The organism is Paenibacillus tritici (assembly GCF_013204885.1).
In the GTDB taxonomy this organism is placed as follows: Bacteria; Bacillota; Bacilli; order Paenibacillales; family Paenibacillaceae; genus Paenibacillus_AQ; species Paenibacillus_AQ tritici.
Genome location: NZ_JABMKX010000027.1, coordinates 18,172 through 39,448, shown reverse-complemented (window position 1 = coordinate 39,448; position 21,277 = coordinate 18,172). Strand labels below are relative to the sequence as shown.

Annotated in this window: 20 protein-coding genes; 1 reads left to right on the top strand and 19 read right to left on the bottom strand. The window is 53.6% G+C overall.

Annotated elements, in window-relative coordinates; translation table 11 throughout:
• Window positions 1–258 precede the first annotated feature (258 nt).
• The 14 genes from spoIIE to pth form a co-directional block, all read right to left on the bottom strand.
• Window positions 259–2,766, bottom strand: coding sequence for a stage II sporulation protein E (spoIIE, locus tag HQN87_RS30170; RefSeq protein ID WP_173140722.1), 2,508 nt, complete (start codon window positions 2,764–2,766; stop codon window positions 259–261).
• A 418-nt stretch (window positions 2,767–3,184) separates the two neighbouring features.
• Window positions 3,185–3,685: a S1 domain-containing RNA-binding protein gene (locus HQN87_RS30165; RefSeq protein WP_036696437.1), complete on the bottom strand. Its 501-nt coding sequence runs from the start codon at window positions 3,683–3,685 to the stop codon at window positions 3,185–3,187.
• 125 nt (window positions 3,686–3,810) lie between these two features.
• Window positions 3,811–4,146 (bottom strand): FtsB family cell division protein, encoded by a 336-nt coding sequence (locus tag HQN87_RS30160; RefSeq protein WP_173140720.1) that lies wholly within the window; start codon window positions 4,144–4,146, stop codon window positions 3,811–3,813.
• Between the two features lie 23 nt (window positions 4,147–4,169).
• On the bottom strand, window positions 4,170–4,739 hold the full coding sequence (yabQ, locus tag HQN87_RS30155) for a spore cortex biosynthesis protein YabQ (RefSeq protein WP_173140717.1): 570 nt from the start codon (window positions 4,737–4,739) through the stop codon (window positions 4,170–4,172).
• Window positions 4,736–5,020 carry a sporulation protein YabP gene (yabP, locus tag HQN87_RS30150; protein WP_173140715.1) on the bottom strand — a complete coding sequence of 95 codons (285 nt, stop codon included), beginning with the start codon at window positions 5,018–5,020 and terminating at the stop codon, window positions 4,736–4,738. The genes yabQ and yabP overlap by 4 nt, the downstream gene beginning before the upstream one ends.
• A 140-nt stretch (window positions 5,021–5,160) precedes the next feature.
• Window positions 5,161–5,439, bottom strand: a complete 279-nt coding sequence (locus HQN87_RS30145; protein ID WP_036723951.1) for an RNA-binding S4 domain-containing protein — start codon at window positions 5,437–5,439, stop codon at window positions 5,161–5,163.
• Window positions 5,440–5,712: an HU family DNA-binding protein gene (locus HQN87_RS30140; protein WP_173140713.1), complete on the bottom strand. Its 273-nt coding sequence runs from the start codon at window positions 5,710–5,712 to the stop codon at window positions 5,440–5,442.
• A gap of 287 nt (window positions 5,713–5,999) precedes the next feature.
• Window positions 6,000–7,499, bottom strand: a complete 1,500-nt coding sequence (yabN, locus tag HQN87_RS30135; RefSeq protein ID WP_173140711.1) for a bifunctional methyltransferase/pyrophosphohydrolase YabN — start codon at window positions 7,497–7,499, stop codon at window positions 6,000–6,002.
• A 73-nt stretch (window positions 7,500–7,572) separates the two neighbouring features.
• Window positions 7,573–9,234: a putative polysaccharide biosynthesis protein gene (locus tag HQN87_RS30130; RefSeq protein ID WP_173140709.1), complete on the bottom strand. Its 1,662-nt coding sequence runs from the start codon at window positions 9,232–9,234 to the stop codon at window positions 7,573–7,575.
• Between the two features lie 173 nt (window positions 9,235–9,407).
• Entirely contained in the window at window positions 9,408–9,950 is a 543-nt protein-coding gene (gene spoVT / locus HQN87_RS30125; protein WP_173140707.1) for a stage V sporulation protein T, read from the bottom strand.
• Window positions 9,951–10,249: 299 nt separating this feature from the next.
• Window positions 10,250–11,293 carry a peptidylprolyl isomerase gene (locus HQN87_RS30120; protein WP_173140705.1) on the bottom strand — a complete coding sequence of 348 codons (1,044 nt, stop codon included), beginning with the start codon at window positions 11,291–11,293 and terminating at the stop codon, window positions 10,250–10,252.
• On the bottom strand, window positions 11,280–14,804 hold the full coding sequence (gene mfd / locus HQN87_RS30115; protein ID WP_173140703.1) for a transcription-repair coupling factor: 3,525 nt from the start codon (window positions 14,802–14,804) through the stop codon (window positions 11,280–11,282). Before mfd ends, HQN87_RS30120 begins: the two co-directional genes overlap by 14 nt.
• Before the next feature lie 132 nt (window positions 14,805–14,936).
• Complete coding sequence (gene fin, locus HQN87_RS30110) at window positions 14,937–15,167, bottom strand: anti-sigma-F factor Fin (protein WP_173140701.1); 231 nt, start codon at window positions 15,165–15,167, stop codon at window positions 14,937–14,939.
• Between the two features lie 87 nt (window positions 15,168–15,254).
• Window positions 15,255–15,815, bottom strand: coding sequence for an aminoacyl-tRNA hydrolase (pth, locus tag HQN87_RS30105; RefSeq protein ID WP_173140699.1), 561 nt, complete (start codon window positions 15,813–15,815; stop codon window positions 15,255–15,257).
• Window positions 15,816–15,907: 92 nt separating this feature from the next.
• Between pth and HQN87_RS30100 the strand changes: the two genes are divergently transcribed.
• Window positions 15,908–16,108 carry a hypothetical protein gene (locus HQN87_RS30100; protein WP_036696494.1) on the top strand — a complete coding sequence of 67 codons (201 nt, stop codon included), beginning with the start codon at window positions 15,908–15,910 and terminating at the stop codon, window positions 16,106–16,108.
• A 91-nt stretch (window positions 16,109–16,199) separates the two neighbouring features.
• Here HQN87_RS30100 and HQN87_RS30095 read toward each other — a convergent pair whose 3' ends face one another.
• The 5 genes from HQN87_RS30095 to ispE all read right to left on the bottom strand — a co-directional run bounded on the left by HQN87_RS30095 (window position 16,200) and on the right by ispE (window position 21,151).
• The gene (locus tag HQN87_RS30095) at window positions 16,200–17,153 is read right to left on the bottom strand and encodes a ribose-phosphate diphosphokinase (protein ID WP_019914487.1); all 954 of its coding nucleotides are present in this window, start codon (window positions 17,151–17,153) and stop codon (window positions 16,200–16,202) included.
• An 89-nt stretch (window positions 17,154–17,242) separates the two neighbouring features.
• A complete protein-coding gene (glmU, locus tag HQN87_RS30090; RefSeq protein ID WP_281424952.1) occupies window positions 17,243–18,643 on the bottom strand; it encodes a bifunctional UDP-N-acetylglucosamine diphosphorylase/glucosamine-1-phosphate N-acetyltransferase GlmU in 1,401 nt (466 codons plus the stop codon).
• A gap of 243 nt (window positions 18,644–18,886) precedes the next feature.
• Window positions 18,887–19,174 carry a septation regulator SpoVG gene (gene spoVG / locus HQN87_RS30085; protein WP_036696395.1) on the bottom strand — a complete coding sequence of 96 codons (288 nt, stop codon included), beginning with the start codon at window positions 19,172–19,174 and terminating at the stop codon, window positions 18,887–18,889.
• Window positions 19,175–19,372: 198 nt separating this feature from the next.
• Entirely contained in the window at window positions 19,373–20,212 is an 840-nt protein-coding gene (purR, locus tag HQN87_RS30080) for a pur operon repressor (RefSeq protein ID WP_173140697.1), read from the bottom strand.
• Between the two features lie 84 nt (window positions 20,213–20,296).
• On the bottom strand, window positions 20,297–21,151 hold the full coding sequence (ispE, locus tag HQN87_RS30075) for a 4-(cytidine 5'-diphospho)-2-C-methyl-D-erythritol kinase (protein WP_173140695.1): 855 nt from the start codon (window positions 21,149–21,151) through the stop codon (window positions 20,297–20,299).
• Between the last annotated feature and the right edge of the window lie 126 nt (window positions 21,152–21,277).

The following is a 21,277-nucleotide window of genomic DNA, read 5'->3' as shown; positions in this document are numbered from 1 at the left end:
GATCGCTGTTGTCTTCCAATTTCCTGATTTGAGACCGCAGTTGCGGTTGAAATCGGAAGACAAAGGCGAACGCTAACACTTCTACGGCTCCAAAATCTCTCTCCGTTCCGTTTCTTTTACTATGAAATTCAAATCTAACCTCTTACCGCTGAGCCTGCGCCGGTTGAAACGGAGGCGGGCAGGCTGCATTTCGTACAACATTTCCAGCTTAATCAGAATTAGACTCAAGTGCTGCCCGGTAAGCATATCCCAGCTACGTTAGCTAACCGTACGCGGGCGTTCCATCCGGCCCACGCCGGAGATATGCAGGCTGGACCATTCCGGGTGATAATGATCCACGCGGCTGACGACGATGGTCATATCATCATGGATCTCATTCCCCTGGTAGCTGATCACCTTCTCAAGCAGGCTGTCCGCCATATCCTGCGGATCATCACCCTCCAGCTCCTGGATCAGGCGTTTCATCCATATCTCCTTATTAACGGCATATCCCGGCGCATCATAAATACCATCGGTCATCATAATGAGAATATCGCCGGGGCGCAGCTGTATGGTGACCAGATCTACCTCGATATCTTTGATGATTCCAATCGGCAGATTGCTGGCCGTCACGGGAATCACTTCGCTGCCCCGCCGGATGAAGCTCGGTGCAGAGGCAATCTTCATGAAGATCGTCTGCGCCGAATACTGGTCGATCAGCGCCATGTCCACTGTAGCGTAGAATTCATCCGGGGAGCGCAGCAGCAGAATCGAATTCACGGATTTCACCGCCAGCTTCTCATCCATGCCCGATTGCAGCAGCTTCTCCAGCATGGATAATGCAGCGCTGCTCTCCATCCGGGCCCGCTCCCCATTGCCCATTCCATCACTGATGGATACGGCAAAGGTACCATTGCCCAGCTCCATCGTGCTGAAGCTGTCCCCTGACAGCATGTCGCCTCCCATCCCCGCCGCGGCTACGCCGGTATTAATCTCATAGGCCTTGGCCGAACCAAACGTCACCATCGACAAGCCCTCGCGGGGATGGACGGCCGTCTCACTCACAACCGCGATGTTCTCTTCCAGAATATCGGAGAGCAGCGGAGCGATCATTTTGCGGCACTCGTCGAAGCCCCGGGTATAGGCATGTACCACTTCAATCTCTACCCGGCCGGGATCAAGGCTCAGAATCTCAATGGTGTGAATGGATAAGCCCAGCTTCTCCAGTGCTTCCCGGATCTGGCTCTCCTGGCGGTACATCGCCTGCCCTTCCCGCTTGATCTCCTTCGCCAGATCCTCCATGACCTGCGAGACACCGGAGAGCTGCTCAGCGACAAATTGGCGGCTGTCGTATATTTGCCGCTTCCAGCGCATATCATGCTGGTAGAGCTCATATTGGCCCTTCATTACATCAAGAACCTCCCCCGTTCTGCCGCAGATCCTGCTCCATTCCGGCGGGAGCTGGGCAGCGGTAATGTCCGGGCACTCCTCCACCGTAGTCATCATGTCGGTCATATACCTGTAGGTCTGATAGAACTTGGCATCCCAGCAATGGGTACGCCGGATGCAGCCGGAGCAGGCTCCTTCTGTTACCGTATTCATGAAATCCTCCATCTCGCGGTCACTTTTCCCCGCCTCCCCGGCACGGGGAATCTGTCCGAAGCTGCTGGAGAGCTGCTGGAATACCTGCGAGAACTGGGTCACCCGGTCTGCTGTAATATCCCGCACCCTTCGGGCATATTCATGTTGGGAACGGCTGTGATCTGCTGTCCCCGGTACATATTTGGCAATGGCAGTAATAATACCCTTAGGTGTTAGAAGAAACAACATCACGGCTGCGCAGGTCTCCCAGGTGGAGTTCATGACATCGCCCGGTCCCATGAAATAGACAGACAGTATCGTTGAACCCAGCAGCATTCCGATGGAGACCGCCCCTTTGCGTCCGGACTGCATCATGCCTGCCAGCATCCCGGAGAAGGCCAGGAGGCTCATTTGATAAATGGCTCCTATATCGGCCAGACTGAGAATCAGGCCCGTCACTACACCAACCGCTGCCCCAAGCGGCGCTCCCCCGGCCAGGGCGAAGAGCAGAATCAGGAACCGCGATAAGATATGCTCCAGGGAGAATCCGTTGATGGTCCAGCCTACGAGCCCGGTCATTACAGATGCCAGCAGGATGATCAGACAGAGTACCTCCTCATTGCGGAGCACCCTGCTCTTTTGCTTATAAGTGAATAACGGAATCGCCTGCAGGAATACAAGCGTCAGTACAAACCCGAGTAAGGCATCAATCAATGCCATCATCAATGGATACCAGGTGATTGAAGGTCCGATTACGACCTGGAACAGTCCCACCATAAAAGAAGCTACGAACACCATAAGCGGGGCATAGGATAGATCCACCCGCTGGAAGCTCTCCAGCCCTTTATAGATCAGATAAAAAATGATCAGCTCCGCAGCAACCACGATGGCACCCGGAAACGGTGTGAAGAGACTTCCGAGCAGAATGGCCGCAGCCACAGGCAGCATGGTGTCCCGGCGCATAAATACAATGACGGCGAAATAAGCAGCAGCAAATGGTGTAAGCTCGTCCAATATCATGGCCCGTCCCAGCAAAAAGCCCATTATACTCAGGAGCAGCGCCCACTTCTTGACCACAAGCAACTGGACAGCCGGCTGCTTCGACCCCCACGCCTTCAGACGCGTGCCCCAAGCTTCTTTCTGAATCTTGTCTTTGCTTCCAGCTCTTGTCCACTCCGGCAAATTCACCACATTGCTTTTACTCATTCCCCTGCACCACCCGTTTAGAATTTATGGTTCTCATTATATAGCGGGGGTTCTAAGAAAGTTTGTCAGAAACGGAGAGCAAACTGTAAAAATATTCCGACAAAAAAGCCTGTCCCGACATTCTGTGGAAAAGTCTTCTTATCCCTTGCGGGGTACAAGATCAGCCGGGGACGGGAGCGGTGACGCTGCCGGTTGCCGGCACTGCCCCTGCGGACATTCGTCAGCGATTGCCCTAGAGTTATGTGAGAATGGCTTGGATGCTGTCGGCAATTTGTTAGCAGCCGACAAAAACAGCCTGCCACCGTAGACGGCGCAAGCGGATAGACTTCAAAAACAAACATATAAGTTCTTATATTTGTACAAAAAAACCGCAAGGGCATTTAGCCCCAGCGGTTATTTATGATGTGCAAAACTCAGATTATACGCGCTTGGCTCCACGGCCGCCGCGCTTTCCTTCTGTGTTCTTCTTGATCGAAGATATCCGTTCTTCGCTGTCTTTCAGGAAGCGTGACATTTTATCCTCGAATGAAGGTTTACCGGCTGCAGGCTTGAATGGACGCCCACCCCGTTCACGATTGAATCCACCGCCGCCTCCGCCACTGCCGCCACCACCGCCGAAACGGTCTCCACCGCTTGGACGTTCAGGTCTTGGAGCTCTGGGGGGACGTACTTCCGATGCCGGCTTATCAACGGCTTGCTTAATGGAAAGTCCGATCTTGCCGTCCTTGTCAACATTGATCACCTTAACGGTTACTACATCCGCAATCTTCAAATGATCGTTGACATCCTTGACGTAGTTATCGGCGATCTCCGAGATGTGAACGAGACCTGTGACACCTCCTGACAGATCCACAAATGCTCCGAAATGCGTGATGCCTGTCACCTTGCCCTCTAACTTGGTGCCCACTTCAATTGCCATAGAATAAAATGATCCTCCCTTAAAAATATACAGACGAATATGATGTCCATCCTGTCTGCGGTGATTTGATTATACAGTAAAGAACTTACCAAGGCAACAGAGCGTAAGCCTCTTTTCGCTTGCTTTTATTGCCCGGATTGCTCTGTACGGATAGGTAATTCGCCTGCTGGATACATATTGTACCATTTACGCGCTAATTGTCCGATATACTCATCATCATTCAAACGCGAGACTTCATATCTCAGTTGGTTGAGTGAAGCCGTTACACTCTCGTTGCTCTCAGTCTTGCGGGCGAGCTGTTCGCTCTTGTCGGCAATAGCTGCGCTCTGGGCAAAGAAAGTGAACCCCGCCCAGCCGAAGAATACGGCCATAACAAGTATCCAGATAAACTTTCTTCTCTTCGCGCCTGCGGCCGAAGCATTGTGGTTACTATTCTTCTCTTCCGCAGAGAATCTGTTCATTCAGCTTACCCCCAGTTCCCAGTTCAAGGTTCGCGTTTCCGCCACCCTGATATCCATTCGGTGATCCTCGCGATCCGGGCGCTATGATAGAACCTGGACAGATGCGGAGAGACCCACCTTACAGGAAGTACCCAGATTGGCTTGGTTAGACGCAGCAGCAGCTTAAAAATATACAGAAGAATCCGGCCAAGCAGCAGCAGCGTTCCCTTGATAAGGCGCCACAGCCAGAGAATCGGACCTCCAATGACTATTATAATAAACCGCCCTAGCAGCCTGCACATATACTGAACTGACTGAATTAACATTACCACAAATCGCTGCACCGTAATACTGAAGATCAAAAAATAGATCCATACACCTAGAAAAAGTCCGAGAATGACATAAAACCTCAATTGCCCCTGATTTCCGGCATAAAGCATGCGGAAGACGAGCAGGGCCGACCCTATCCAATACAGCAGATCGAGCAGCGCATTCAGCCAACGGGGGAATCTCAGCTTCAGCGACAGCACCCGGTAGCTGTCATAGGCCAGTCCCATGGCTGTGCCAGCCAGTATCATATAGAATAGGGTGATCCATTGTACGGAAGGATTCATTTAAACAGCTTGCGGAGAATCCCTTTATTTTTGCCTTGCGTACCGGGGTCCAGATAAATCAGGGAATGAACATTGCCTTCAAGCGACAGAATTCCATTCTCCAGACTTAAATTCTTGATATGTAAATGAGTTCCCCGAATGGTAAGATGGCCGAGTTCTGTACGCAGCAGAAACTCCTCACTGTCAAAGCTCTCCACATTCTGCACACCGGTAAGCTCAATCTGCTTGCGGCTGCGCATGTGCAGATCATGCTGTTTGTTGACTTTGGCTGGCTCGATCATAGCATGTACCCCTCCTTCTTGGTTCTAATCTATGAAGGAGGGACAGGGTATAGAACAGGAATATGCAAGAAGAGGTATCCCAGTCAGCCGGATCACGGCTTAATGGAATACCTCTTCTATCCTGCGGTTCAATGATCTGCTTACCAGTCGAGTCCCGTGCTTTTGGCAACCGGTTCCTCGCGGAGCAGTGTGTACATCCCGGCGGCCTCGTCCTTGCGGGTGGTTTCCACCAGCTTTTCGACTTTGACCGTTACAAGCTTTTGACCGAACTGCACTGTAATCTCGTCACCGATCTTCACGGTGCTGCTTGGTTTGGATTCCCGGCCATTGATCAATACCCGGCCCTGTTCGGACACATCCTTGGCCACGGTACGGCGCTTGATCAGTCGGGAAACCTTCAGGAACTTGTCCAGACGCATTTAGTTAACGGCTTCTTTGAGCTTGTTGCCCGCCTTGAAGGCCGGTACAGTGGATTCAGGGATTTCAATAGGTGTGCCCGATTGCGGGTTACGGCCGGTGCGGCCGGAACGTTTGCGTGTTTCAAAGGTACCGAAGCCAATCAGTTGGACTTTGTCTCCGCCTGCGAGAGCTTCTGTAATTTCGCTCAGAACTCCGTTGAGTACGGCTTCTACGTCTTTTTTGGCCAATCCGCTTTTCTCGGAAATGTTGTTTACCAGATCTGTCTTGTTCATAATTTGAAGTTCCTCCTAGGATACAAAAAAATAAATGAAAATCAGGTTTGCCGGAAAAATAACCGCAAATCGTCATTTCGTCTTTATGATATTCTTGATTCCGCCCTCAATTCCTGCCACGATCCGCCGTTTTTTTTGAAAAAGTAACATCTTGCGTAGGTTATGGGGGCTTATAGCACTATAACATTATAAACCTCTCTTTGCATTTCAAATCAGAGATTCGCGCCGTAATCACAGCATTGCCGCGAAACCGTTGGTATATACCGCAAAAGCTATAATTATAGAATCTACTGCTTCCGCTCTTCCGCCTTGGCTTCCTGCCATAGAGTCTCCATCTCTTCCAGATGGCTGTCCTCCACCCGGATGCCCTTATCCCGCAGACGCTGCTCAATATACTGGAACCGGGCGACAAACTTGCGGTTGGTACGGGTCAGTGCTTCTTCAGGGTCCGCTCCGATGAAACGGGCGATATTCGTGGCCGCGAACAGCAGATCACCCAGCTCCAGCATCTGCTCCTCGGCAGACTGTCCCGTCTCAATCGCTTCCTGAAGCTCATCGACCTCCTCGCGGATCTTCGCCAGGACATCGCCGGTGTTATCCCAGTCGAATCCCACCTTGGATGCTTTTTTCTGCAGCTTGTAAGCCTTCATCAGGGCCGGCAGATCCTTCGGAACCCCGCTGAGTGCGGACAGGGCTTCAGGCTTCACGCCTTTGCGCCGCTTCTCCTCGGCCTTCATCCCTTCCCAGTTCTGCAGCGCCTCCTCGGCATTGCCGGCAACATGATCACCGAATACATGCGGATGGCGGAACAGCAGCTTCTCATTGAGTCCCTCAATAACATCGTAGACACTGAATGTACCCAGCTCTTCTTCCATCTGGGAATGAAGCATAATCTGAAGCAGCAGGTCGCCCAGTTCTTCCTTCATATGGTCCGGATCATCCTCGTCAATCGTTTCGAGCACCTCATAGGTCTCTTCGATCAGGTTCTTACGCAGAGACTCATGCGTCTGCTCCCGGTCCCAGGGACAGCCCTCCGGGCTCCGCAAAATATCGACAATCTCATGCAGACGGGCAAACGTGCGTACCCGTGCATCCTCGGCATGGTTGATCGGAACATACACCAGCGAAAGATTGCCGTAGCCCTCCAGCCGGTCCAGCTCGTACAGAGGTACACGGAGAATCTGCTCTTCCCCCTCTACACCAAGCGCATGTCCAACAACCACCTCATATTCCGGCGGATACAGCTCCATCAGGCAGAGCTTGGTTTCAGAAGCGGTGAAGCTGTCATAGACCTGTCCGATCAGGGTATGCAGCTCAGGGTGGAGCTGGGAGCTGCGGATGCCGGAAGCATCCAGGAGCTGAAAGCCTTCGATCGGATCAAAGCCCAGACGGACGAACGCTTCGTCGAGGAAGCTCTCGCCGCCGAGAATATTCAGCTCGATGCCTGCCTCCGGGCAGCGCTGGCGCAGCAGAGAAACGGCGGATTCGGCAACCATCGGATGCCCGGGTACGGCGTAGACGATCTCCGTGCCTTGCGGAGCTGCCGCTGCCTTCTCAATGAGCGTTGCCGTAATGGCTTCGTAGACCTCAGGGAAGGAAGATAACGATTCATACAGTCCGTCGAAGGACTCCGAGGAAATCTCAAGCTCAGCCAGAGCAGCCATGACAGGATGCTCGGCGGTCCGCACGTATACGGCGGAGGCCGCTTGCAGCTTTTTGATGATGCCCAGGGTCAGCCGGTCCGGATTACCGGAGCCCAGGCCGACGACAGTTAGTGTTGCAGCCATTCTGGTCAACTCCTTCCAGGCAGCCGCTTCCTGCTGTAACAGGCGGCTGCGCTATGTACTATGAATAAGCGCCTTAAGGGAACAGGCGCAGCTTCTTCAGCTTGTCCGCCAGCCGGGGGCCGAAGCCCGGAAGCTGGCGCAGCTCGCTCTCACTGAGCAGCCGCAGCGCTACTGCGCCGATGGCGAAGACGGCGCAGCCTGCAAGCACGCCGAGCAGGCTCTGCGCCAGGGCCGCGGTCCGCCCGCCGCCGAAGCCGGCGGCGTCTGCCGCCCTGCCTGCGCCGAGGCTCACGGCTGCGGCGGCCAGCCCGAGGCCCGCGAGCAGCGCCGCGGGCTTCAGCAGGGCATCTGCGAAGCGAAGCCGCAGATAGCCCTGCCGGTAGAGCAGCAGCACGTTCAGCGCTGCTGCGAAGAGATGTGCGGCCACGCCGGCGATGGCCGCACCGGTAATGCCCTGCTGCGGCACCAGCAGCAGGTTAAGGGCCGCCTTCAGCGCAGCGGCGGCCAGGAGGGTCAGCGCCGGCGCACGCACGGCGCCAAGGCCCTGCAGCAGCGCAGCGGAGATGATGCTGACCGTGCCGCCGGCGGCGGTGAAGGCCAGCCAGGTCATCGTGCTGCTGCCGGCAGCGTCACCGTACAGAGCCGTGTTCACCGGCTCTGCCAGAACGGCCAGGCCTACGGACGCGGCCAGCCCCAGGAGCCAGAACCAGCGCAGCGACAGCGTGATGCGCGAGCGGATGAGGGCCTCATCCCGCTGGTATTTCGCTTCGGCCAGCGCCGGAATGAATACGACCGAGAGCGAGGTCGCCAGCATCGTTACGATCTGCACGAGCGGCAGCCCGCGGTTATAGATGCCGAACTGGGCCATCGCCGCTGTCCCGCTGCTCCCGCTTCCTGCCAGCAGGCGGGGAACCGTGAAGACATCGACCAGCCCGATTAACGGAACGGCCAGCGCACCCAGCATCACCGGCAGTCCGTAGGCCAGCAGCTGACGGGCGGGTACACCCTGTTCAGGGCGGGCTGCAGCCAAGCCTTCTCTGCTCTTAAGCAGCGGGGCCTGGAGTAACAGGTCCCGCTGCCCGCTGCGATGGCGGTGACTGCGCCAATACAGCAGCATCACTGCAAGGCCTGCCAGCCCGCCTCCGGCAGGGCCAAGCAGCGCACCGGCGGCAATGCCTGCCGCGTCCGCACCGGCAGCACTAAGATATAACAGGAGCGAGATCATAACTGCCACGCGTACCGACTGCTCCACCACCTGCGACACTGCTGTCGGCATCATATTGTGCAGGCCCTGGAAATATCCGCGCAGAGCCGCCATCAGCGGCACTACCGCCAGTCCCCAAGCGCTGCTTCGCAGAGCCGGGATAATGTGGGAGCTGCCCACCCATACCGCAATGAGCGGCGCTCCGGTGTAGACCAGGACCCCGAGCACCAGGCCGCTGACAGCCGTAATACAAGCGGACAGCAGCAGCACGCGCCGCCCCTTCTGCTCATCCTGCGCCGCCGAAGCCTCGGCCACGAACCGGGAGATGGCCGCAGGCAGTCCCAGCATTGCTACAGTGACCAGGATGGTATACAGCGGATAGACCGTATTGTAGATGCCAAACGCGGCGTCGCCGCCGAGATTCTGCAGCGGTATCTTTTGCAGCGTACCGATCAGTTTGGAGAATATAGCCGCTGCGCTAAGAATGAAGGCGCCTTGCAGCAGCTTCGAGCCTTGCTTGTTTGATGTCATGATCTACCTGCTTCTACAGCTATAACTGCCATAATATAGAATGTGAATCTTCATAGAACGAATTTCTATATTATAACTTATCCGGGCATGGAAGTGTAAATGACGGCAAAAACCCGCCATTCCCCATGGTTATCGTAACCAAAGGAAAAGCGGGGCTCTCTTACGCATGTATGCTACTGCTCCATTTGTTTACCCAGGAAAGCTGCGGCTGTCTCCGCCATTTTTACTTCCATCTGGGCCATTTTTACCGAATCATCCTTATTCAGCAGCACTACGCAGCCGATAGGGTCTCCGCCTGAGATAATAGGTGCTGCCACATAGCTGGATAACAGTTCCGTGTGGTCCTTGCTGATGTCATAGCTGCCTCCGTTAGTCTCAAGCACCGTCTTACGGCTCTCCATTACCTTCTCCAGCAGCACACCCACCTGTTTCTCCAGATAATCCTTCTTGGAGCCGCCGGCGAGCGCGATGAAGCTGTCCCGGTCCGTAATCATGGTAATATGCCCTGTTCCTTCATACAGCGATTCTGCGTATTCCTTGGCGAAATCGCCCAATTCACCGATCGGTGAATATTTCTTCAATATAACCTCGCCGTCACGGTCAACAAAAATTTCCAGGGGGTCCCCCTCGCGAATCCGCAAGGTACGTCTAATCTCTTTGGGGATAACCACTCGTCCGAGGTCATCAATACGTCTTACAATACCAGTAGCTTTCATTTCACATGTTGCCCCGCTTTCTTAAGAAGTATGGTCCAACTACTGTCCAATATGGGAATGGTTAATCCCAGTGATTTATCGTAATATCTGACCATAGTATTCATCTCTTCCCAGTTCCTTATACATCCCCGGGCCGCATAAAATAGTTCATGCAAAAATAAGAACACCTGACCGGTTTCCTTCCAGTTATAAACACAAATTCTGATTTCTATACCCGGCAGGGCAGGGGCTGGATTGCCCCACTACGACAAACAAGCCGCCTTGATGCTTGGCGCATCAGGCGGCTTGTCCAATTTGACCTATTTGGCTGCTTCGGTAGCAGCTGGCACTTCTGTGGCGGCTGGGGTGTCAGCGCCCGGAGCCGGTGTAGCTGTTGCTCCTGATTCAGCAGGTGCGGCTGAGCTTTTCGGCAGATTAATCTTAATCTCCAGGCTGTCCAGATTCTTCTCGAGGAAGGTCTCCAGGCTTGCAGAAGCCGCAGAGTTCTTAACAGCCTTAAGCTGCTCGGCAGTCAGCGTGTCGAACGTTGTATCCTTACGGGCTTCAACCTTCATTACATGATACCCGAAGCTGGTCTTGATCGGATCACTGATCTTATTCAGCGGCAGGGTCTGGGCGGCAGCCTTGAACTCTGCAACATAATTCGCCAGAGGCTTGTCCTTATATTCCCCGCCGGTATCCTTGGAGCCGGGATCATCCGAATATTCCTTCGCCACCGCAGCAAAATCCGCTCCGCCTTCCAGCTTCGCTTTCGCTTCCTGGGCGCGCTTCAGCGCATCGGCATCGGTACGCTCCTTACCGGCACTATCAGTCAGGCCAACCAGCACATGACGCAGTGTAGCTACTGTATAGTCAGCCTTGGTGGCTTCATACTGCGATTTCACCTGCTCGTCCGTTACCTTCAGCAGCATGTCCTGATAAACGGTGAGTACGCGCTGCATATACGTCCGCAGGTCAGACTCGCTTAGATCCTGATCCTTCAGCGTGCTTTTGTACTTGTCGCCCAGTTGGCCCTTGATCGTATCAATCTGAGTATCGACTTCTTTCTCGGCTGCTTTCTTTGCTTCTTCCGAGGCTTGTCCGGCCAGGTGTTCAAAGGCAACCTCCTGCTTCAGGATCGACTCCTTGAACATATCGATCTCCAGATACTGCGCCTGCTCGGGAGACAGGAACTTCATCACGCGCGTGTCCAGATTGAATTCCTTCTCGGTAATCGTACCGCCCTTATAAGTTGCCACTGCCTTTTCGCTATCTTTATTGCCGCAGCCGGCAAGCATGGAGAAGGATACAGCCGCAGCCAGCGAGACCAGCAGCACCTTCCAGGTTTTTTTATTTAACGACATTGTGTAATTCTCCCTTCGATTTTAAAGACTGTTTGGCTGCCGACAGGAATTGTTCCAGCACATCCAGCAGCTCCTTGTCACCTAAATCCTTCACTTTGATACGGATCGTTGCTTTAGCATCCTTATCAAATTGTACACGCCTTTCAAAGCCATTTCCAACTTTGGCGAGCTTGGCCGTATCCAGGGCCCCGATACTGCCCTCATGGAAATTAAGCAGAGCTTCATCCCCGCGCCGGACCATCGACTCCATACCGTACAGCTTGCCGTATACCTTCAGCCGGGCCACAGAGAGCAGATTGATAACCGACTCCGGCAATTCGCCGAACCGGTCCAGCAGCTCATCCTCAAGCTCTGACGCATCCTCGAAGGAAGCCACAGCAGCGACTTTTTTGTAAATTTCAATTTTCTGGATACTGTCGTAAATATACTCGGACGGGAGATACGCGTCAATCGACAAATCAATGACCGTATTCCCCTGCTTCAGCGAAGTATCCTCCTCGCCAAGCACACTTACCTTGCGTTTGCGGATTTCTTCCGCCAGCATCTGCGAATACAGATCGAAGCCGACAGAAGCAATGAAGCCGTGCTGCTCTGCCCCGAGCAGATTGCCTGCTCCGCGGATGGAGAGATCGCGCATGGCAATTTTGAAGCCCGACCCGAGCTCTGTGAATTCCTTAATGGATTGCAGACGCTTCTCTGCTACCTCGGTCAGTACTTTATCCCGCTGGTAGGTGAAGTAGGCATAGGCAATCCGGTTAGAACGGCCTACGCGTCCGCGCAGCTGATACAGCTGGGACAGCCCCATTTTGTCGGCATCATGCACAATAAGCGTGTTAACGTTAGGAATATCGACACCAGTCTCTATAATACTCGTGCTGACCAGCACATCATATTCTCCGTCCAGGAAGTCGAGAATTGTCTTCTCAAGCTCTGACTCCGACATCTGTCCATGGCCGATCCCCACTCTTGCCTCCGGCACCAGCATGGAGATCTGCGCAGCCATTTCCTGAATGCCCTGCACGCGGTTGTATAGATAGTAGACCTGCCCGCCCCTGGCAAGCTCGCGCTCGACCGCTTCCCGGGTAAGCGTCTGGCTGTGCTCAACGACATACGTCTGTACGGGAAAGCGGTTCTCCGGTGGAGTCTCAATAACCGACAAGTCACGCACTCCGAGCATCGACATATGCAAGGTGCGGGGAATCGGTGTTGCCGTCAGAGTCAATACATCGACATTGGTCTTCAGCTTCTTCAGCTTCTCCTTATGGGTCACGCCGAACCGCTGCTCTTCATCAACAATCAGGAGGCCGAGGTCCTTGAACACCAGGTCCTGCGACAGCAGCCGGTGTGTACCGATGACCACATCCACCGTACCCTGCCGTACTCCCTTAATCGTCTCATTCTGCTCCTTGCGGCTGCGGAAACGGCTCAGAACCTGGATATTCAGCGGATAATTGGCGAAGCGCTCGCGGAAGGTCTCGTAGTGCTGCTGCGCCAGAATGGTCGTCGGCACGAGTACCGCCACCTGCTTGCCCTCAATCGCTGATTTGAAAGCGGCCCGGATGGCCACCTCCGTCTTGCCATATCCGACATCCCCGCAGAGCAGCCGGTCCATCGGACGGTTCTGCTCCATGTCCTTCTTAATCTCTTCAATCGCCCGCAGCTGGTCGCGGGTCTCCTCATACGGGAACATCTCTTCGAATTCACGCTGCTCCTGCGTATCCTTTTCGAAGCCATAGCCAAGTGCGCTCTGGCGTTCAGCATACAGCTTGATCAGGTCATCGGCGATATCCTGCACAGAGCTTCGTACCTTGCTGGTCACCCGTGTCCATTCATTGCCGCCCAGCTTGTATACCTTCGGCTCCTTATCTTCCGAGCCGACATACTTCTGGATCAGGTCAATCTGTTCAATCGGAACGGAGAGCTTGTCGCCACCCGCATAGAGGATATGCATGTAGTCGCGGTGAATGCCGCTGACCTCAAGCGTTCCGATGCCCATGTACTTGCCGATCCCGTGATTCTGGTGAACCACATAATCGCCAATCTTCAGCTCTGTATAGCTCTTAATCCGTTCGGCATTATCAATGCCCTTGGAGACCTTCCGCGCCTTGCGCTGCTTCTGCGAGAACATCTCACCTTCAGTGATGACCGCCAGATGAATCGAAGGAAGCTCGAAGCCGGAGCCCAAGTTGCCCTGAAGGATCGTCGGCTCTTCAATACCGTAGTCATCCAGCACCCGGCGGATACGTTCCATCCGTTCCTCGCCGTTCGCGAGCATAATCACCTTCACGCCGGACTTGTGCCAGCGCTCCATTTCGGATTTCAGCACATTCATCTGGCCGTGGAAATCCTGCATGCCCCGGCTGATGAAGCCCAGAATATTCTGCGGCTGAATATGCGGAACCTGGCGCAGAAAAATCGACATAAACAAGGTCTGGAACGGACGCTGGTACATAATGACATCGCTCTCGACAGAGAGGTGGAGTTCGGGCAGTGTTTTGCCATTCTGCAGCAAATGCAGATTCCATTCTGACTCATCCCGCTCCAATTGCTTGGCGGTTTCCAGAAGTCTTGCCGGCTCATCTAGAACCAGCAAAGTATCCTCTGCCATATAATCATACAGATAAGACCGCTCAGGGTAGAGCAGACTGATATATTTATAGATTTCCGGGAAATACGTGCCCTGACGGAGCATTTCCAGCTCCCGGCCCATTTCCTCCCGCAGGCGAAGCTTGGCCTGGCGATCGCTCATTTTCTCTAATTGCCGCTCCAGCATCGCTGACGCAGCGGTAGAAGCCGCATCCTGACGGAGCTGATCGGCGATAATCTCCTTAGCCGGTGTAATCTTCACACTGCGGACCTTATCAATAGAGCGCTGATCCATAGGATCGAAGGTACGGATGGAGTCTACCTCATCATCAAACAGCTCCACCCGGTAAGCCAGTGGAGAGGTCATAGGATAGAAATCAATAATACCGCCGCGCACACTGAGCTCGCCGCTGTTCTCTACACGCTCCACCCGCTCATAGCCCATCTCAATCATGGACATGAGGAAGTCATCCAGGGCAAGCGTACCGTCCTGCGATACCGTGAGCTGGGCTTCGGCCATGACATGGGGGGCAGGGAGCAGCCTGCGGACGCCGGAGTATGGAACAACCACAATTCCCCGGAAGCCCTTGGCACAGCGTGTCAATACATCAATCCGCTGGGCGAGAGTCTCGGGACTGGAGACGGCGGCTTCAGCAGCCACCAGCTCATTGGCCGGATAGAGCAGCACCTGTTCCGGAGAAAGCGCTTCCTGCAAATCCTCGGCCATCTTCTGGGCCGAGAACATATTATGGGTTACTACCAGCAGCGGACGCTGCGTCTCTTCATGCAGGGCAGCCAGCATCATTTGTCTGGCCGATCCGGATAAGCCGGAGATGAGCTGTTCCTTCATCCCTGCAGCGATACCACGGGTGACAGACTGAAAATCGGGTTCCTTGGAAAAAGCTTCTATAAGACCTTGTAACAACAGGTGCACCTCTCTTACTAAACAGGCTGAGCGCGGCCATGCCGCCCTCACCTATTATAATTGGAATCGAAAACAAGCCTCAGCGGATAAGGCTAAGGCTTGCGGATGACGATAGAGACAGGCGCTTCCACCTTACTGAAGCGGACTGGCCAGCAGGCTGAGTTCGGGATTGTTCTCCAGCGCCTGCTTGCAGTAATCGCAGGTCACCTTCACCGTAATCTCGCCTTCTGAATCATACGCTATTATATCTCTGCGCTCCGCAGGGGTCAAGGAATGCAGCCCCAGCTGCATCTCTGTGATATCACTTCTGCCAATGCTTCCTAAGAATGTCCGGCAGTGCCTGCAAACATAGTGTATTGCCATCTATATGCCTCCTGAAGGTAGTATATACCTCCAGTATGCCCGGTCCAGAATGGCTTTAGCCTAAAGTCCTGAATTCTTCCCTTGCCATTAGCCGTTGAATTTGGCCATGGTCTGTTCGAAGGTATGCTGCAGGCTGAATTCCACAGCATCACAAGTATCCATTATCATGCTGTGCAGCTTGTCCCCATCCTTCTTGGCGAAGGTGGACAGCACATAATCCACGATGGCGAAGCCCGGCTCCGGACGGGATATACCCATCCGCACCCGGTTGAAGCTCTGGGTGCCCGTGTGCTGAATGATTGACTTAATGCCGTTGTGCCCGCCGGCGCTTCCCTGATAACGCAGCCTGATCTTGCCCAGCTCCGTATCCAGATCATCATAGACAACAATCATATCTTCCAGCTTCACCTTATAATAATCCATATAGGCGCGTACCGCTTCCCCGGACAGGTTCATGAAGGTCATGGGTTTGATCAGTACGGTCTTGACACCGCCGATCATCCCTTCACCGATCACCGATTTGCATTTATTCTGATTGAAGGCGATTCCGTTTCTGGATGCAAGCTCATCCAGTGCCATGAAGCCGACATTATGTTTGGTCTTCGCGTATTGCGGTCCGGGATTCCCGAGTCCAACAATCCATTTCATAAGTAGGGTTTATCCTTTCCACCCGGTACGCCCAGCAGAGGGGTTCCGTTTTTGGTACAATAAGTTTATACTCCACAGACAGGTGATGAATCATGCCACATCAGGGCGATATTTTAACACTGCAGCGCCACTTCCAGTACCATATTCAATATGCTGTACCTGTTGAAGTCTATAGGGGGAACGCGCACGTAGACATCGGTGTGATTACAGCGGTTGACGAAGGCTTCGTAGAGCTGCAGGGGACGCTGTACAACCGCAGCCTCTTCACCTTCATCTCCCGCCCGGGATACTGAAGTCCTTGACCTTGGTTCCTGCATCACGCCGATAAGGGTTACATCTTCCGCTTCACGGAGGTGTAACCCTTTTTGTGCTATAACCGGCAGCTTATTCGATTTCGAACAGCTTGCTGATCGACAGCTCCTCATGCACACGAATAATAGCTTCGCCCATAAGCGGAGCTACGGACAGCACTTTGAGCTTGGATGTCGGATTGCTGCTGCGGATTGGAATGGTATCCGTCACGATAATTTCTTTGATTGGAGAGTTCTCCAGACGTTCATGTGCAGGACCGGACAATACAGGATGTGTACAGCAGGCGTAGACTTCCTTCACGCCGCCTTCCATTAGAGCATTGGCCCCAAGGACGATCGTTCCTGCGGTGTCGATAATATCATCAATCAGAATCGCTGTCTTGCCTTCAATGTTACCGATGATATTCATGACCTCACTAACGTTCGGTTCAGGACGGCGCTTGTCGATAATCGCCAGCGGGGCGTTAAGGAAGTCGGCAAGCTTTCTTGCCCGCACAACACCGCCATGATCCGGAGACACGACAACCGGATTCTGAATTTGCTTGGAACGGAAGTATTGGGCCAGAATCGGCACACCCAGCAGATGATCGACAGGAATATCGAAGAAGCCTTGAATCTGCATCGCATGAAGGTCCATGGTAATGACGCGGTGTGCACCTGCTTTTTCAATCAGGTTCGCTACCAGCTTGGCCGTAATCGGATCACGGGAACGGGCCTTACGGTCTTGGCGGGCATAACCGTAGTAGGGAATCACGACATTGATGCTCTTCGCAGACGCACGCTTAAGCGCATCTACCATAACCAGAAGCTCCATCAGATTGTCGTTAACCGGTCCGCAGGTAGACTGTACAATGTATACATGACAGCCCCGAACGCTTTCCGACAGCTTAACCTGAATCTCTCCGTCACTGAAGCTGGTCGTATGGGACTCACCCATCGGAATGCCGATATAATCGGCAATTTGACTGGCAAGCTTGGGATTGGAGTTGCAGGTGAAAATCTTTAGTTTGGAATCGCAATAAGTCATAAAATATAAACCCTCCGTGACGGAATTTAACTTGCCAAAGCACCGGCGCGGATGTGCAAAGTCCGTCCGGAGCTTTGGCTTGCAAGCTTTTACGATGGACTGTGCTGGTCTTTCTTCGCCTTGGCACGGGAGCGGATCTTCTCCGCATAACCCGGCTTGTTCTCCTGTCTTGCTCTGGCAATCGCCAGATCGTTCTCTGAAACTGAACGCGTGATGGTGGAGCCGGCGACAACAAATGCGCCTTTGCCTACAGTGACCGGAGCCACGAGGTTCACGTTGCTGCCGATGAAGGCATCGTCACCGATCTCCGTCTTGGACTTATTGTAGCCGTCATAATTAACAGTGATGGCGCCGCAGCCGATATTAACATTCTTGCCGATCTCAGCATCACCGACATAACTTAAATGAGATACTTTGGAGCCGTCGCCGATCGTAGCATTCTTGATCTCTACGAAGTCGCCGATCTTGACCTCCTGGCCAAGCACGGCACCCGGACGCAAATATGCAAAAGGCCCAACGGAAGCCCGTGCGCCGACCTTAGCCTGATTCAGAACCGACTGCTTAACGGCAGCACCGTCCATAATCATGCAGTCTTCAATTTCACTTGCAGGTCCGATCACACAATCCTCGCCGATCACTGTCTTGCCTTTGAGCACCGTTCCCGGATATAAGACCGTATCTGCTCCAATGACAACATCTGCTCCGATATAAGTGGAGGCCGGGTCAATTATAGTTACTCCGCTGAGCATATGTCTGCGGTTGATCCGCTGACGCATGTAGCCTTCGGCTTCAGACAACGCCAGGCGGTCATTCACTCCAATAGACTCTGCAGCATCATGGGCCTGATAACCCAGAACGATATCGCCCTGTGCCCGGAGGATGCCGATAACATCCGTTAAGTAATATTCCTGCTGATTATTGGTATTCGTTACCTTCTCCAGAGCAGCAAAGAGCTTCGCGTTATCGAAGCAATACGTACCTGTATTGATCTCATGAACCGCAGCTTCACTCTCCGTGCAGTCCTTCTGTTCCACAATCTTCAGCACTCCGCCATCTTCACCACGGATAATCCGGCCGTATCCGGCAGGCTGCTCCATAACAGCAGTAAGGACGGTTGCAGCAGCGTTCTGCGTTTCATGCAGCGCCATCAGCCCTTCCAGCGTCTCCGGCATCACCAGCGGCGTATCTCCGCAGATTACAATCGTGGTTCCTTCTTCCCCGCCAAGCAGATCTTTGGCCTGTTTAACAGCATGCCCGGTTCCAAGCTGGACATCCTGCAGCACATATTCGGCCTCCTGGCCTACATAGGACTTAACCTTCTCTGCGCCGTGTCCTACGACAACTACTGTACGCTGGCATCCGGTCGCTTTCACTGTATCAAGCACGTGCCCTACCATCGGTTTACCGCAGACAGGGTGCAGTACTTTGTATAATTTAGATTTCATGCGCTTGCCTTGACCTGCAGCAAGTACAACAGCCATTCTTTTCAAGAATGCCAACCTCCCACTTCTTGAACTCACTACTGAATATATCTCATTCCGGGCAAAAAGAAAAGAGAACCATGAAGGCATGGTTCCCTTTTCTTCGAACCCCAATAAAATCCCCCCACAAAGTGGGGCTTTGGCTCCAAGGCTGACCCAGGTACTTTGCGGGCACCCCGAAACATATAAAACGGTATGGTCGATTACTGCCCTGGGGAGGCAGCAAGTCCCAGAGAGTCAGCGCTTCACAGCTTAAGCTCCCTCTTCAATGACTTCTTCTTCTTCCGTAGCGGCACGTTCGTACTCGGCCAGAACCGCAGATTGAATCTTCTCGCGCGTTCCCGAAGAAATCGGGTGTGCGATATCGCGGAATTCTCCGTCAGGTGTACGCTTGCTGGGCATTGCAACAAACATCCCGTTATTCCCGTCGATGACGCGAATGTCATGAACAACAAACTCGTTATCGATTGTAATGGATGCGATTGCTTTCATTCTCCCCTCAGAGTTGACGCGGCGGAGTCTGACATCCGTAATTTGCATGTGTGTGTTCACCACCTTTTTCCATCAGAGACTTGGTGTATAATTCCACACAGCAAAGCGAATTCCTTCTTTTTCATTCCAAATAATGCCTGATTAAGAAGATTATTTTTGCATAATCTCTATTTTCGACAGATTTCGTGGAGTTATCTTAAGAATCCTCACGGTTTCGACATTATACGCCGCTTTTTATACCCCGGTCTAATCGCCCTTTGGGGAGGAAAAATAGTTGCCCGGAAACGCCGAAATCCGCCGCACCTTGGAGTCAACTTCAGTCAGCTTCACAAGAGATACATAATCGTGCAGCAGCCGCTCTTCATTCTCCACGGCACCGGACTCTACGAGCACACCAACACCGGCAACCTCAGCATTGAATTCACCGAGCAGATCGACCATCCCCCGTACCGTACCGCCCGCCTTCATGAAGTCATCCACAATCAGCACCCGGGATTTCTCACGCAGTGCCCGTCTGGACAGCGACATCGTATGGATACTCTTATGCGATCCCGATACATAGTTGATGCTTACGGCTGAACCCTCCGTTACCTGATGGTCGCGGCGTACCAGTACAACCGGCAGACCCAGCTGTGCAGCCGTTGCATAAGCAAGCGGAATACCCTTGGTCTCCACCGTCATCACAACGTCGATCTCCACCCCGTGGAAGGCGGTGGCAATGATTTTGCCGGCCTGCTCCATCAGGGACGGCAGACCCAGCAGATCGGACATATACAGATAACCGCCCGGCAGAATCCGGTCGCTCTGTTCAAGCTGCCCGCACAGCCGGTTCACGAAGGCAAGAGCCATGTCCATCGGCATCCGCGGAATATACCGGACTCCGCCTGCCGCTCCGGCCAGCGTCTGCAGCTCGCCCATCCCTTCGCCTTCAAATACCTCTTTTATAATAGCCAGATCCTCGCTGACGGATGACTTCGCCGCACCGTACCGCTCCGCAAAGGTGGACAGCGGCAGCAGATCATGCGGCTTCTCCAGTAAAAATTGGGTCATGTCAACTAATCGTTGGCTTCGTTTAAGTTTCTTCACTGATTACTCCTCGCCAAAACCGAATATTATTATGAATAATATCATTATTGTACGGATTTATACAAGCGTAAACCGAGGAATCGCTTAGCTTAGCGAACGAACGGCATAGACTTCCTTGCAGAATCCTCGCAGCCCGTTATAGATTCTCGCCACCTTGGACTGCTTGGAGACAAGGCCGAATACCGTCGGTCCGCTGCCGGACATGAGCACGCCGTCCGCACCCAGCTTCAGCATCGCTTCTTTAAGCTGCTGCACTTCAGGATGCAGCTTAAGCGTCACATCCTCCAGCACGTTGCCCAGGCCCGCACAGACGGCCGCGAAGTCGCCGGCCTCGATAGCCTGCTGCATCCGGAGCGCGGACGGATGGACCGCAATGTTATTCGCGCGTACGCGTCCGTACACCTCAGCCGTCGATACATTGATCGGCGGCTTGGCCAGGATGACCCAGCATTGCGGCGGACTTGCGATACTAGTCAGCCGTTCTCCCCTGCCCGTAGCCAGGGCAGTGCCTCCAGTGACGCAGAACGGGACATCCGAGCCCAGCTCGGCGCCCAGTTCCTGAAGCTCCTGCACCGGGATCCCGAGGCGCCAGAGCCGGTTCAGGCCGCGCAGCGTAGCCGCGGCGTCACTGCTGCCGCCGGCAAGGCCGGCAGCGACCGGAATTCTTTTGTCCAGATGGATATGTACACCGCTTCTTACGTTATACCGGTCCTTGATCAGTCTTGCAGCCTGGAAGGCCAGATTCTTCTCGTCCAGCGGAATATAACCGGCCTGGCTTGAGATAATAATGGAATCCCGCTTCATCTCCGACAGCTCCAGACGATCAGCCAGATCGACCATCGTCATTATCATTTCCACTTCATGAAATCCGTCAGCACGCTTATGCAGCACATCCAGCATCAAATTTATTTTGGCTGGCGCTTTCTCATACATCTTCAAGGCGTTCACCCACCCTCACCTTTTCCCGTAAAAAACAACTTAACATATTATATGAGAAACTGGCAGTGAAGTCCATTATCAAAAGCAGAACCGCCCTTATGCCGTTTTTCGGCTCCATTCCGTTAT